Below are 14,122 nucleotides of genomic sequence, written 5' to 3'. Positions count from 1 at the left end.
ATGTGGCTCGGATGTCCAAAGGCTGGAATAAGGCTCCGGGCTGAAAAGGGGGAGAAGTTCCAGCAAAGCGGGCTATGGGCTATATGCCCATGGCAGGGGCTGGTGGGGCATCATGCCCTGGTCTTGACACAGCCCTGAACTCGGTAGGATGAGGCCTAAGGCCGACAAACCGGGAATCTCCTGGCTTTAGCCGTGGAGAATGTCAAAGTCTCACAAGCTCGCCTAAAGATGGCCTATAAACAGTTAATCCCCTTTCATCTATCTTCTTTTCTAAATCTATCATTTTCTCCTCCTCTCCATGTACAAGAAATATTTCCTTCAGGTCTTTAATAGAAGAGATGAATCTTAGGAGATTTACTTGATCGGCATGCGCTGAAAAGTCGGCAAACTTAACATCTGCTTCTATATGCACAGTCTCACCAGTTCTCGGGAGAGTTATATCCCTTTTTCCATCTAATAGTTCTCTTCCAAGTGTTCCCTTGACTTGATACCCAGTTAGATAAATTAGATTTCTTCTATCTGTTCCAATATACTTCAGGTAATCCAGAACGGGTCCACCCTGCAACATGCCAGACGTTGTCACTACAATATAAGGCTCGTTAATATCAACTATCTCTCTTCTATCCCTCACCTCATCCACATAAGGGTGATCAAATGGGCTCTTCCTCAGGGCTCTTATCTTATTTCTAAGCTCCGGTCTCAGCCAGAACCAGTGTATTGTGTATATCTTGTTCACCTCTTTTATCATCCCATCTACAAATATCGGGACTTTTTGGAGAACTCCTGAATCCATATGATCGATCAATGTGAGCAAGACTTCCTGAGCTCTTCCTAGGGCAAATACAGGCACAAGAACTTTTCCTCCGGACTCTATTACTTTCTCTATGTCCATTACAAATTTCCTCTCGACCTTCTTCCTAGATGGATGTACATCAGAGTTCCCTCCATAAGTCGACTCTATTATCAGATAATCCACAGCAGGTAAATCAAGTTGAGCACCTCTCACAGTTCTTGTGTTCGTGAGATTTATATCTCCTGTGTAAAGGATTCTCTTCCCGTTGAACTTTATGTAGATCATCGCACTTCCTAGGACATGTCCTGCATCAAAGAATATTATTTCTGCATTTCTGAGCGTGAATGGAATTTCATAGCTGACAAGCTTCTCTTTTTTCCTTAAATACATAACATCCTCATGCGTAAAAGTCCTCTCCTCTTTTGGGGTCAGGCTCAGCAGATCCAATAGCAGAAGTTCTGAGAGGTCTCTTGTAGGAGGAAGGGAGAAAAGAGGGCAGTCATGGGATTTCACGATTTCAGGGGAGTAGCCTGAGTGATCAAGATGGGCATGTGTTAGGAGGAGAGCATCAACTTTTCCAAATGGTTCAATAGGATTTCTATCTCCTGAACCCAAGTTTATGCCGGAATCCAACAATATTCTGCCCGATTCTCCTAGCTCTAGCTCTATGCATGATCTTCCTACCTCCCTTGCCCCTCCAAGAAATCTCAAGGCAATGCTCAAAATCGGAACCCCTTATTGTATTCGCTTTTTCCTTATAAATTCCTCCACAGAGTTAAATACACTTTCTGCTATCTCTTTTCCCATTCCAAGATAATTTTCTGGCTTTAAGAGTTCATGTATTTCATCCGGAGTCAAATATTTACTCACTTCGCTTCTTAAAAGAGCTTCTTCAAATGTAATACCTTTTTTCATAGCTTCCATTGAAATTCTTCTTATGGTCTCATGGGATTTTTGTCTTCCCAAGCTTTTTGAAAGCTCCATCATAACTCTCTCAGCCATTATAAAGCCCTTTGTCCTCTCTATGTTCTCCTTCATGGCATTACTGTTCAGCTTCATGTTCCTAACAACATAATTCAGGGTGATAAGCTGCTCTTCAAGCAGCAGAAAGGCTTCAGGAATTATTATCCTCTCGACAGAGCTGTTTGTTAGATCTCTTTCATGTTCTATTACTACATTCTCCAGAGAAGCTACTGCAATACCCCTCATCACCCTAGCCAGACCGCAAACTTTCTCGCTATTTATTGGGTTTACCTTATGGGGCATTGTGCTCGATCCAACTTGTTCTTCTTCAAAGGGCTCCGTGACTTCTGCTATCTCAGAGCGATGGAGATTTCTTATCTCATTAGCCATCATTTCAAGAGTGGAAGATATAAGAGCCATTGTAAGCAGAAGCTCGCAGAGCTCATCTCTTGGTACTATCTGTGTGGTTATCTCCTCAGATTCCAATCCAAGCCTTTCCATCAATTTTCTCTGGATCTCCATCCCTATTCTCCCTAGGGAAGCCATTGTTCCAATCGCTCCGCTGAACTTCCCTTTTACAGCTCTTCTACAAGCTAATTCGTATCTATCTATATTTCTTTTCATTATAGAAGCCCAGAGAGCGAACTTGAAGCCAAATGGCATTGGTATTGCAGCCATTCCATGCGTTCTTCCAAGTGAAATAAAGTCTAAGCTCTCCCTTCCTCTTTTTATAATGGCCTCAGTAAGCTCTAGCATCCTTGAAATTATTATTTTTGATGCATCTCTAAGTTGTATCGCCATTGCAGTATCCAATATGTCATTTGATGTCGCCCCATAGTGGACGTATTCACCATAATCCCCTGCAAGCTTAGATATTGCACGGACTAGAGCCATAGTCTCATGTTTTACTATCCTCTCCTCTTCCCTTACAAGATCAGATGTCACCATCTCAGCAGCTTTGCCTATCACATCAGCAGCCTCCTTTGGTATTATCCCAAGCTCAGCCTCAACTCTGGCGAGTTCGGCCTCAACTCTGGCCATTATTCTTATCCTGTTATCATATTCGAAGATGTTTCTCATCTCCTTACTCCCATATCTACTCTCTATTGGATGGATCGGCATAAGAGATCCTCCTCTTGGCATCATTAATTATTCTTTTGGCAAGAACCTCCCCTATACCAGGGACTTTCATAAGGTCTTCTGGCTTTGCTCTTGCTATCTCTCTTATTGAAACAAAACCAGATCTGTAGAGTGCCCTAGCCCTTACTCTTCCTATCCCTTCAAGCTTAACCAACTCGATAAGATCCTTTCTTATGCCATACTGAACTCTCATGGACTCTTCAAGGAGGAACTTTGCAAGATCCTTCTTTCCACACAGCTTTGATACCTCAGAAAATGAGTAAAGCATCCAAGAAGCTGTTTCTACAAATCTATGAAGATCTCCTGGCTCAACTCCAAATCTTCTCTCTATTTCTCCCTCTCTCATCTCCTCGATCCATGATTTCAGGACATAATAGGACTTAACAGCTCTAACAACATCAATATACGAGCCTATGGGCAACTTTTCGATTGGAAGAAGCGTGTTAAACTCTTCCTCCACGAAACTCTCTACTTCTCCTTTTGTCACCCCTAAGGGGGGCATATCAGGCAGGAATGACAGAGTTTGAAACAAACTTGACTCAAGTTCATCAATCTTTTTGGCTGATAGCAGGCTTGATGCTCTATTAACAGAATTCCTCATCATTATAGCTGACACAGGATCTATGTAGAGCTCGGATGTCCTCCTTCCGAGCGTAGTGGGAACCATGATTCCATCATCCACTTCTATCAGCCCGTTCTTTGCTAAAAACTCCACAATAGATTTAATAGCGCTTCTTATTCTATCAACCCCTATCTGAACTGAAAAAAGAGTCCTGCTGAGGAATTTTCTCAAACCATCCATGTCTATTTGTCCCTTCATTGCTATAACTGAGAGGATCTGAGCTCTGAGCTGTGTCATATCATTAAGCCTTGATGCTATAGGCTCAGGAATTCCTTTTATATATCTATCGATTATAATTTTAGCCTCTCTTTTGGACTTTGCCATTATTATCCCATATCCCCTTTCATCATACAACGGTCTTCCAGCTCTGCCCATCATCTGTTTTATCTCAAAAACAGGTATCTCAGTGCTAAAACCAACCTCCTGATCATATCTCTTATGATCCCTTATAATAACCGTTCTTGCTGGAAGATTAACTCCAGCAGCAAGCGTTGGTGTTGCTGTGAGAATCCTTATCACCCTTCCCCTAAAACCTTCTTCTACCATGCTCCTAATCTCATGAGATAGACCTGCATGATGAAATGCGACTCCCTTAGCCACAACATCGGAAAGAACTTTATGCATTGAGGAATAGGGATCAGCCTCTGCTATTCTTCTAGATAGTTCCTCGGTCTCCTTGCTTCTTTCTCCTATTTTGTTCGCTAGCTTCACAGCTAGATTTACAGCAGTTTTTCTCTGTCCGCAGAATATCAGCGTTTGGCTGGAGCAAATATCAGATCTCAACAGGTTTATAAGGTCATCATCTTCTTTATTATCCACTTTTATAATATCCCCGTTGTCGAATAATATTGTGTCATTGTTGAAAACTCCTGTTTTGAGCGGAACTGGCCTCCAGCTAGAGGAGATATGCTCAGCTTCAAGCCATCTTGCTAGTTCTTCTAGATTCGTTATAGTTGCGCTGAGAGCTATCCTTCTTGCTGTTGGATTAGAGTCCATGAACTTTGCTATTGTCATTTCAACTATTGCTCCTCTTCCAACTGTTCCAACATAGTGTATCTCATCGAAAACAACCGCTCCAACATCTTTTAACCAAGATGGTGAATGGCGTATTATGGAGTCAAGTTTCTCATATGTTGTTATTATCACATCATATGAGGATAGGGGCTCCTCAGATGAATCGTAATCCCCGACAGATATTCTGAGCTTGTATCCGAGAGGCTCCAAATGATTTGATATCTCCGAATACTTTTCAGATGCAAGGGCTCTTAGTGGAACAACATATAGCACCTTTTCTCCCCTAAATAAACTGTAAAGAGAGGATATCTCAGCTATCAAGGTCTTTCCAGATGCTGTTGCAGATGCCAGTATGAAGTTCCCACTTCTGTGAAGACCTCTTTTTATCACCTCCGCCTGAGGAGGGTATAAGGCAGTTATTCCCCATGAAGAGATTATCCTTCTCACATTATCCTCCAAGGGAAGATCCTCTATCCTTATCAATGGCGTCACTCTCTTCTAGGGACTATCTTGATATATCCGGGCCTAGGTATGTATATCCTTCCGGATTCATACAAGCTCCTTATGTCCTTCTCTATTATAACTTCCTTCCCCACCATATTGAGTTCCTTTGCTGCTTGAGCTACTAGTTCAGCTCTTGGAACCTCTCCATTCTCATATTGCTTCTCCATCTGGCTTAACAACCTCATTATATGCGATCTTCTGTAACTTGAGCTCTGGAATGATTCATGCATGAATCCAGAGACATCATATGTACCGGTGACTTCATCGTATCCTACATCCTTAAGCATAGCTTTAAGGAGCTCTATTGCAACTCTTGCATCCTCAGCTGTAACCTCCTCTCTTAGGTACAGCTTTGCTCTTGCCTCACTCAACCTAAAAAGAGCCTCAAGCTGCCTTGGAGTTATTGGAATGGGGGCTTGTTCCATTATCTCAACGGCTTCAGCTTTTTCCTTGCTCATCTTCCTCATGCTCAAGTAGAACCTGTTTATCTCCTCCCCCGCCTCCTTAGTCAGCGCAGGCCTGATGTTCTGTCTTGCATATGCTATGTATTTTCTGAGAAGGTCTATTGGTATGGGGGGTTCTGCCTCCGGATTGTAGCCTCTTCTTGTCTCAGTTATGTGCCTTGCAATTCTTTTATCCAGATCCTCAGAGGGATCATCCTTTATCACATAGATGAGGTCAAATCTCGACAGTATTGTAGGGGGCAAGTTTATGTTCTCAGCCACGCTGAGCATCTTATCATATCTTCCCTTTTTTGGATTTGCTGCAGCTATTATAGTTGTTCTAGCATTCAATGTAGCCACTATTCCAGCCTTAGCTATGCTTATAGTTTGCTGCTCCATTGCCTCATGTATGGCCCTTCTATCCTCCTCGCTCATCTTGTCAAACTCATCTATACATGCAGTTCCTCTATCAGCTAGCACCAGAGCACCCGCCTCAAGGGTCCATCCCCCTGTGCTTGCATCTCTCACAACAGCTGCTGTCAGACCTGCTGCAGTTGAGCCTTTGCCTGTTGTATAGAGGCCTCTCGGGGATATTCTTGAGACATACTTCAGAAGCTGGCTATTGTGAACAACAAGACCATTTGCAATGAAATTTCGGCTGGATGGAACCTCTATATCATACACCCATCCATCAAATTCCTCTCTTGAGATTTGTTTCACTTCATCCCAAACTACATCTGAGGATATTATAATCTCAACATCTTCAACAGGGATTCCATTTTTCTTTGCTATATCAACAATCTCTCTAGCGATGCTTATTGGTACAGGTCTTCCTGATGTAACAAACTTTCTGACCTTTTTTCTAAGATCCACAGCCTCTTTTGATTTTATTCGCTTCAAAATACCAATTAATACATCACCTATTCCTGGAACACGATCTTCATTTCTTTTTCTAGTAGCTATAGCCACTTTAACCCCAATTTTCCTGAACAGATCTGATAAATCCTCCCCTTTTATCATTATGCAGTGTCTTTTTCCTTTTGTATTCATAAGAGGCCTATACCCCATGGAGATAAGGGCAAGCATGATCTCCATTGCTACCTTTTTGCTGTACACTGGTATGCTTAAGGTTCCTTTTGCTCTGTTTATTCTACCAGCAGCTGCAACAATTCCTTTCATCAGGCTCAGAAATTCTCTTTCATCGAACAGAAGATGGCTCGGAAAGTCTCTCCTCTGTCTAGGCACCTTTAAATAATCATCGACATCATTTAAGGAGATGGAGAGTCTGCCATTCCCATCTATATACTCCAATTTACTTCCAAGTGGTATAATATCGTTTATTCCCACTAAATTGGGATTCCTCAGCCTGATCTGTGCTCTAACTTCGCTTCCAGAGCTTTTTATATTCGAATAATATAGTATGCCAATGAGCTCCGGAGAAAGATAATCTTCTCTATTTGCGTTCAGCTTGGGCACCTTTCCTGCAACAGCTATGTAAAATCCAGGATGCAGATCAGATGCCCTTCTGTACTCAGTTTTTCCATTTACAATAGTCAAAAATGGGTGTGTTGGAGTGACCTTTATTTCAAATCCCATTTTAGTCCTGACAGTTATTATTTCCCCTTTATGTCTCCTCTTTGCTATAGCTGATGATTTTTCCCAGCAGATCTTCATAGTTCTGTTCAGCGATGCTACTTTCATCTCCTTTTTCCATACGAAGTCCCCCCCGTCAGGAATAGGTTCATATTCCGGAATTAACTCCTCAACTTTTTTCAGATCTCCTTCTAAGAGAACATAAGAATCTCCTGTTATGCATTTAGCAGTTCCAGGATCTCCCACAAGCAGAAGATTTATCTCACCTCTTATCTTAGTTCCATCCCTGAGTATCTTCTCATTTCCTCCAAAAAGAGCTAAAGCTATGGCCCTTTTTATCGTTTCATGTCCATATATTGACGGAGCTATTGACTTTACTATCTTTTCCTCCAGCTGTGGATCTCTTGACAACTTCTTTATCTCGTCCTCGTCCTCAGGAGTTATGACAACTCTCTCATACTCCTTGCTGGATGTCTCCACAAAGTTTATCTCAAGAAATCTCCTGAAAAGAGGTCCAAATAGAGCATCTCCGATGTTCTTTCTGTTCTTTCTCAAATTTATTATTGCAGAGGTCTTTATTCTATCTCCAGGCTTCACTTCATCCACTATATCATCTAGGAGAATCGCATCTATGTACTTTGGCATGCCTCCTGGTGGAAGATCCTCAGGTCTCTCCTGAATCCTTATGTACTGCCAGTTTATGAAACTGCTTCTCTCTTGATTGAACTTCATGACTTGACCGCAGTTAGGACAACTAGCTGGAGGTTTAGGCATTATATCGTCCTCAACTGGCATAGACACCTCGTAACCACAACCTGAACATGTGTAAACTGCCTCTGCTAACTTATCATAGGTATCTGAAACTCTTGTAACTATGCCTTCAACTGAGACTATTTTTCCAAGGGAGTAACTTGGTATCTCCCTTATCCCAACTCTTATTGGAATGTTTGAGAACCTGGCATGAAAGGGCTTACTGAAGTATATAATGTCATCAGAGAGAGGTCCTGCGTTCATTCTCAGAAACTCTTTGACTGCTTGAGATGCTGCTCTTATGTTGGTAATAGGTCTTTCAAGAAGATCTAATGCCACATCTCTGGTCTCTATATTTGCAAATAGATCACCATAATCTATAACAAGGGATCTCTTTTTCGACTCTACCGCCTTTAGGGCCAGGTCTTCATACTTTCGGGATCCGGATTCGTCCTTAAAAGTCTTCAAAAACTCAAGATACTTCTCCTTAAGCTTTACTTCATCCACTATCTTGGGTTCACCTGTTATCATCAGGATCCCCTCTCAAAACCCTGCTATAATGCCTCATCAAAGAGAGGATAGAGCGGAATAACACAGCTTCCTCCGGATTCAGCTTCTCGACTAGTTTCTCTAAGCTTGTTTCCGGTCCTTGGAAGTTTACATACTTTGCCAACTTTCCAAATCTGGCTTTTAATATGTCATCAAGATCTATTCTTGCTCTTTCAAGCTCAGCTGCTCTCGCAGGATCCTTTTTAAGCTCAATTATTGTATTCCTTACCCATCTGAACAACTGTTCACTTATCTGAACTGGTCTGAGAGAGTTCTTCTCTTCTAAGAGCAAGCTGTCAAGATATCTTAGATCTATCCTCTCCTGAACTTCAACCAAATTTCGCCTTTCCAGTATTTCAAAAAGCCAAAGAGGAATCTTAACTCTATTTCCCTTGATGAGCTTCCATTCCAGCAGGTCAGAGGAACCTATATCTTCCTTAATTATTGCATCTACTCTCTCTATAAGCTCCAAAAGCTTTATGCCTTTGTCATCGAGCACTGGAAGCAGGAGCATATTATCTCATGAAAAGGTGGATATCTCGATTTTAAATTTGAGTGGGCGCATATTCCACTACATCCTCTCTGGGAGTGATATCAGATGAGGATAGAGAAAGGAAAACCGGCAAATAATATCTTCTTGACGATAAGACCGGACTTTTCCGGCTTAAATGAGATAGAAGAATCTGTAAGAAGGATGTTATCTGAGGCAGATGTGCACATAGTTGAAGATCCTTTAGAAGCCGACGTGATAATAGCAATAGGCGGAGATGGAACCTTTCTGGAAGCAGTTCATGAATCTAGTGGAAATGTGCCAGTTATAGGGGTGAAAAACGGCACTTATGGAACTCTAATGGAGCTGAACCATGAAAATATAGCAGATGGTCTCAGAAGAATTGTAAGAGGAGAATATTTCGTTATGATTGTTCCATCTGTTGAGGCGAAAAATCTAAAAGAGAAAGCATTTAACGAGATTCTTCTTACAAATCAGGAGAAAGGGAAATCAATGAAAGTAGAGCTATATGTCGAAGGGGAAAGAATAAACAGCTTTATAGCGGATGGCATTGTTGCTGCTACACCGATGGGCTCATGGGCTTACTCTTTATCACTAAATGGTCCAATATTGGATCCCAGAGTAAATGCCATGATACTAGCTTATATAGCTCCTTGGCCTCCTAGTTCTGAGATACCTCTGAATCCAATAGTCGTTCCAGAGGGTGTCGAGATAACAATATCCTCTGATTCAGAGATGATGGTGGTGCCCGATGGGGTTTACAGAGGTTTAACGGCTAGAGAAGTGATCCTCAGTCTAGCTAGTGAGGGATTTATGCTGGCAACTTTATCCGATGATCCAAGATACTTTTACAGGAGGATTATAAATAGAGTAAGGAAAAAAGCAGAGTTGCACAATCTTTAGTTTACAGAAAATCGACAAGAAAGCCCATGGTTTTAACCGTGAGATGAATTGTCGATAAGCTTAAATATCAGCTCATGATAGTTGTGTTAAGCGAGTCGCTCCATGCGGGCTATGGGCTACATGCCCATAGCAGGGGCTGGTAGGGCATTATGCCCTGGTCTTGACACAGCCCTGAACCCGGTAGGATGAGGCCTCAGGCCGACAAGCCGGGAATCTCCCGGCTTTAGCCGTGGAGAATGTCAAAGAGTGCAAACTGGCTATCTGATAGAAGAGGGCGGGGGTAGCCAAGCCAGGTCTACGGCGGCGGACTCAAGATCCGCTCCCTGAGGGGTTCGTGGGTTCAAATCCCACCCCCCGCACTCTTTTAGGATTTTCCATCCTTCCTCTCTTTATCCAGTTTGACGATATGAGCTGAATTATTTTTAAGAAAATTGGTAGAGAACTTGAGCGATATGCTTGGCTTCTATCTATCAGGTGAGCATGATACCCTGCCATTTTCCGAGGTGAAGTCTATATTGGAGACCTATGGTCTTCCATATGAGGAAGAGATCAGAGTAAAGCAGCTTCTCCTAATTAGAACTGATGAGAGAGCTATTGATATAGTATCTAGGAGGTCTGCCTACACAAAGGAGATATTTTCTGTGGAGGGAATTGGAAAAACAATTTCTGATGTGGAGAACTTAAAAATAAGGCTTTCTAAAAGCTTCAGAGTGAGATGTATAAGGATAGGAGGCTCAATGAGGGATCTATCTTGTAGTGATGTTGAGAGAAAATTGGGAAGAATTTTGCTCTCACAGAATCCTAACTTGAGAGTGGATCTAAACAATCCAGAGGAAGAGGTGCTAGTTTTCCTATCAGATATGGTAGTCGTGGGTAAAAGTCTGAAAAAAGTGGATAGGTCTCTTCTAAAAATAAGAGAGGTTTCTGCTAGACCCTTTAAGCACCCATCATCAATGGGTCCAGTTCTCGCAAGAGCGATGGTAAATCTCTCCAGAGTGAAGGAGGGAGATCTAATGCTAGATCCATTCCTAGGGGCTGGTGGAATAGCTTTAGAAGCTCTTATGATGGGAATTAGAGTTATAGGAATAGAAATAGATGAGAGGACTGCTAAAGGGGCTCAAGAAAACATGTTTTCCTACGGATTCTCCGAGGAGGACTTCAAGATAATATGCGGAGACTCTAGACTTGTAAAGCTGGACGAGGAACTGGACTCGATAGTGACAGATCCTCCATATGGAAGGGGAAGCAGTCTGAGAGGGGAGAGGTTAGAGGATCTCCTTAGGGATGTTCTGGAGAACATCCTTTCATGCTTGAAGAGAGGGGGACATCTAGTTATATCCCTTCCTCACTGGCTTGATGCTAGAGATATCATGAGGGACTACAATCTAACTCTTATAGAGGAGCACAGAATGAGAATCAACAGGGGTCTTTCTAGGAATATAATCGTGCTTAGGAGGTGATTAGATGAGGATAATATTTCTTGGAACAAGCGCGGCTGTCCCCACAGTAGATAGGTCTCTTTCATCTATAGCAGTAGATATGGGCAGGGAATACATCCTAATAGATGCCGGAGAGGGTGTTCAGAAGCAGATAATGCTAACTGGACTTGGATTCGGCAAGCTATCCAGGATAATAATAACTCATCTTCATGGTGATCACTACTTTGGCATCTTTCCGTTACTTCAGACGATGAGCATACTGCGCAGAAGCAGCCCACTCGATATAATTGCACCAGCGGGATTCAGCTCGATATATAAAGCCTTAAAAGAGATAACACCAACTCTTACCTCATATGAAGTGAGAATTACAGAGGTTAATGGAGAAAATGAATTCAGGCTGCTTAACTGCACGCTCAAGATGTTTCCTGTATGCCATGGGAACACGCCGACATATGGCATATCGATAAAAGAGGATGATAAACCGGGGAGATTCGATCCCGAGAAATCAGATAAACTAGGTGTGCCAGTTGAGCTGAGAGGAGTTCTTCAGAAAGGCATACCGATAAAGCTGCCAGATGGAAAAGTTATAAGACCAGAGGATGTGATGGGTCCTCCGAGAAAAGGGGCAAAGGTGGTTTTCTCCTCTGATACACGTCCATGCGATTCACTGCTGAAAGAGGCAGAAAACGCAGATGTTCTCATACATGAGGCCACATACGATGATGATAAAAAAGACAGGGCGGAGAAAACAGGTCATAGCACTATATCAGAGGCTATAGAAGTTGGAATAGCCTCTAAGGCGAGGAAGATAGTGCTAACTCATTTCAGCGCTAGGTACAAAAAGGAGGACTTGGAGAAAATGGAGACAAAGATCAGGGAGAAATACGAGAATGTGATTTTTGCGAGAGATCTCATGGTCATAGATCTTTGATCATGGAAAGAAACTCCTCAGTGCTTAACTCCTTAACTATTCTCCCCTTCTCAGTTTTTGGAGCAAGCCAGTCTATAAAAGCGTTTATTGCACCAGGAACTCTTATACTAACCTTTATTGCACCTAATGGAGATTCTTCTTCTGTCTCACAAAGATGGACTCTTCCATTAAAAGCAGCCTGTTTATGAAGCAGTATTTCTGTTTCATCTCCGTGAACATTGGATTTAAGCAACATCCTTGCAGTATCCAAGATTTTATTGCTTCTCAAGCTATCCCTCAGCTTAATCAGACATTCATGTCTGTTTGATGAAACTCTTATCTCCTTCACAGATTCCCCTGATATCTCCACATCATCCAAGCTTTCATCAAATGGAATCACGTTTTTTACAGCCATAAGGACTCTTTCAGCGCTCTCCGAAGGAAATGCTCTTGTCCAGACCTCTATATAGATCATCATCAACCACCTTATAAAAATCTTCTACCTTATCCGGGAGACCCAGAGCCCTGTACTGATACCTAATCCACTTTATTACTCTTCCTCCTCCGCTTTCTATCTCTCTGGATATCTTGGATGCCATCTCCGAGCCCTCTCGATCAAAATCAGTCAAAATTATGAAGCTCTTTCCTTTGAAAATACTTAATCCCTCCTTTTTCACTAGAGCTTCTATGTCCTTGACGTAAACTATCCTCCCCGAGATGCCAGCGGATCTGAGGGAATCCCTATCCTTTTTTCCCTCAACGATTATAATGGCTCCTTCCTTAGATGCATTTTCTATCTCAGATATCCACTCGATTACATCGACTCTAGTCTTATGTTTTCTTCTCATTACGTAGATCCCATCCTTATATATGATGTGCAACTATTTAAGTAGATGTCCTCCAGTGGTCGCATGATGAACTGCAGAACATTGCTTCTGCTGATCCTCCTGCTTTCTCCACCAATAATTGGAATAATGGGGGAACAGGGGGCAAGAGCAGGATTAATTAAAGTTAAACTCACCATTTCCACTGGTAACTATGCCCAGCTTAGCTATTATGGTGAGCTGACCGCTGGAGATACTGCAGTCAGATCTCTTATATTCCCGCTCATGGAGTGGAACAGGTGGATGGCATCTCCAGATGTCAGGAGAGTCGATGTGATAAATCGCTCGGAGAACGTGGATGTTGCCATTGTTAACACAACATACTATGCTGTGAACATCCTTGTTACATTTAAGGAGCCGGTCAGACCAAGAAGCAGTGAGAAGTTCAGTTTCACGGTAAATATAAGCAGGAGTCTTTTTGTGATACCAAGAGGGGAAGGAGGGAATTTCACCCTGTTGTTCTATGTCATATCCCCCAATGCTACGCTTCCAAAAGAAAATCTGAATGCAGCAGTATTACTTCCACAGGGAAGTCTTATAAGACCGTCTGAGGTTAAAAATCCCTTTACAGCAACTCAGACATCGGATGGAGTTCTGGTGGAGTTCTTGGATCCAGCTCTTATATGGCCAACAGCAGCAGGGTATCAACAATTCGTGTACACAATAAATTATGTCTGGGTGCCGCCGAAGACATCAAACAACATACAGCCTCCACCTCAACCATCGCCAAATATACTTCCGTTGATTATTGGTGCATTTTCTGCTCTGATAATACTTCTTTCAGCGTTAATTCTACTTAGAAGAAGGAAGAAAGAGGGAAGGATTGAGATAACGCATCCAAAAGAAATAGAGGCAAGGATAAACTCATTAGATGAAGATGAGCTCAAAGTCCTCATGAAGGTAGCTGAAAACAGGAATGGAGTGAAGCAAAAGGATCTCTCAGAGCTTGTTGGATTCTCTAAAGCAAAGGTATCCAGAATTCTGAAGAAATTGGATAACATGGGCCTAGTGGTAAGAGAGGATCTCAAAAGAACCAAGGTGATAAAAGTAAACGAACTGGCAAGGGAAACCTTGATGAACAGAGTTAAAAAGGAGTGAGAAATG

At 42.2% G+C, this 14,122-nt stretch carries 11 protein-coding genes and 1 tRNA gene; 5 read left to right on the top strand and 7 right to left on the bottom strand.

Translation table 11 applies throughout. The features are described 5' to 3' along the window. Positions 1 to 202: 202 nt before the first annotated feature. The 5 genes from D6D85_RS07475 to D6D85_RS07455 are packed head-to-tail and all read right to left on the bottom strand — an operon-like array spanning position 203 to position 8,885. A complete protein-coding gene (locus D6D85_RS07475; protein WP_125671440.1) occupies positions 203 to 1,516 on the bottom strand; it encodes an MBL fold metallo-hydrolase in 1,314 nt (437 codons plus the stop codon). A gap of 12 nt (positions 1,517 to 1,528) precedes the next feature. Then, entirely contained in the window at positions 1,529 to 2,878 is a 1,350-nt protein-coding gene (gene purB, locus D6D85_RS07470; protein WP_161969748.1) for an adenylosuccinate lyase, read from the bottom strand. Further along, complete coding sequence (locus D6D85_RS07465) at positions 2,853 to 5,015, bottom strand: DEAD/DEAH box helicase (protein ID WP_161969747.1); 2,163 nt, start codon at positions 5,013 to 5,015, stop codon at positions 2,853 to 2,855. The genes purB and D6D85_RS07465 overlap by 26 nt, the downstream gene beginning before the upstream one ends. A gap of 5 nt (positions 5,016 to 5,020) precedes the next feature. Beyond that, on the bottom strand, positions 5,021 to 8,353 hold the full coding sequence (locus D6D85_RS07460; protein WP_125671437.1) for an ATP-binding protein: 3,333 nt from the start codon (positions 8,351 to 8,353) through the stop codon (positions 5,021 to 5,023). Next, entirely contained in the window at positions 8,340 to 8,885 is a 546-nt protein-coding gene (locus D6D85_RS07455; RefSeq protein WP_125671436.1) for a hypothetical protein, read from the bottom strand. Before D6D85_RS07455 ends, D6D85_RS07460 begins: the two co-directional genes overlap by 14 nt. Before the next feature lie 84 nt (positions 8,886 to 8,969). On the opposite strand from D6D85_RS07455, the gene D6D85_RS07450 reads away from it, so the two are divergent. The 4 genes from D6D85_RS07450 to rnz all read left to right on the top strand — a co-directional run bounded on the left by D6D85_RS07450 (position 8,970) and on the right by rnz (position 12,155). Next, positions 8,970 to 9,785: an NAD(+)/NADH kinase gene (locus D6D85_RS07450; protein ID WP_125671435.1), complete on the top strand. Its 816-nt coding sequence runs from the start codon at positions 8,970 to 8,972 to the stop codon at positions 9,783 to 9,785. A 274-nt stretch (positions 9,786 to 10,059) separates the two neighbouring features. Next, positions 10,060 to 10,144, top strand: a tRNA-Leu gene (locus D6D85_RS07445). 93 nt (positions 10,145 to 10,237) lie between these two features. Then, positions 10,238 to 11,245 (top strand): DNA methyltransferase, encoded by a 1,008-nt coding sequence (locus D6D85_RS07440; RefSeq protein ID WP_237558788.1) that lies wholly within the window; start codon positions 10,238 to 10,240, stop codon positions 11,243 to 11,245. A gap of 4 nt (positions 11,246 to 11,249) precedes the next feature. Next, entirely contained in the window at positions 11,250 to 12,155 is a 906-nt protein-coding gene (gene rnz / locus D6D85_RS07435; RefSeq protein ID WP_125671433.1) for a ribonuclease Z, read from the top strand. Here the strand turns inward: rnz and D6D85_RS07430 are convergent. Both D6D85_RS07430 and D6D85_RS07425 read right to left on the bottom strand, forming a co-directional pair. Beyond that, positions 12,142 to 12,609, bottom strand: a complete 468-nt coding sequence (locus tag D6D85_RS07430) for an RNA-binding domain-containing protein (RefSeq protein WP_161969746.1) — start codon at positions 12,607 to 12,609, stop codon at positions 12,142 to 12,144. The two genes, rnz and D6D85_RS07430, sit on opposite strands and share 14 nt — an antisense overlap. Further along, on the bottom strand, positions 12,560 to 13,015 hold the full coding sequence (locus D6D85_RS07425) for a toprim domain-containing protein (protein WP_125671431.1): 456 nt from the start codon (positions 13,013 to 13,015) through the stop codon (positions 12,560 to 12,562). Before D6D85_RS07425 ends, D6D85_RS07430 begins: the two co-directional genes overlap by 50 nt. Positions 13,016 to 13,027: 12 nt before the next feature. On the opposite strand from D6D85_RS07425, the gene D6D85_RS07420 reads away from it, so the two are divergent. Then, complete coding sequence (locus tag D6D85_RS07420; RefSeq protein WP_125671430.1) at positions 13,028 to 14,116, top strand: helix-turn-helix transcriptional regulator; 1,089 nt, start codon at positions 13,028 to 13,030, stop codon at positions 14,114 to 14,116. Positions 14,117 to 14,122: the final 6 nt, after the last annotated feature.

This window comes from Candidatus Methanodesulfokora washburnensis (assembly GCF_003947435.1).
Classification (GTDB): Archaea; Korarchaeota; Korarchaeia; order Korarchaeales; family Korarchaeaceae; genus Methanodesulfokora; species Methanodesulfokora washburnensis.
Note: the sequence above shows the minus strand (reverse complement) of the source record. Positions and strands in the feature narration are given on the sequence as shown.

Excerpts from the sequence above, each read along its gene's own strand:
- purB (WP_161969748.1), bottom strand. The coding sequence starts at position 2,878 with ATGCCGATCCATCCAATAGAGAGTAGATATGGGAGTAAGGAGATGAGA.
- D6D85_RS07460 (WP_125671437.1), bottom strand. The coding sequence starts at position 8,353 with ATGATAACAGGTGAACCCAAGATAGTGGATGAAGTAAAGCTTAAGGAG.
- D6D85_RS07455 (WP_125671436.1), bottom strand. The coding sequence starts at position 8,885 with ATGCTCCTGCTTCCAGTGCTCGATGACAAAGGCATAAAGCTTTTGGAG.
- D6D85_RS07450 (WP_125671435.1), top strand. The coding sequence starts at position 8,970 with ATGAGGATAGAGAAAGGAAAACCGGCAAATAATATCTTCTTGACGATA.
- D6D85_RS07440 (WP_237558788.1), top strand. The coding sequence starts at position 10,238 with ATGCTTGGCTTCTATCTATCAGGTGAGCATGATACCCTGCCATTTTCC.
- rnz (WP_125671433.1), top strand. The coding sequence starts at position 11,250 with ATGAGGATAATATTTCTTGGAACAAGCGCGGCTGTCCCCACAGTAGAT.
- D6D85_RS07430 (WP_161969746.1), bottom strand. The coding sequence starts at position 12,609 with ATGATCTATATAGAGGTCTGGACAAGAGCATTTCCTTCGGAGAGCGCT.
- D6D85_RS07420 (WP_125671430.1), top strand. The coding sequence starts at position 13,028 with ATGTCCTCCAGTGGTCGCATGATGAACTGCAGAACATTGCTTCTGCTG.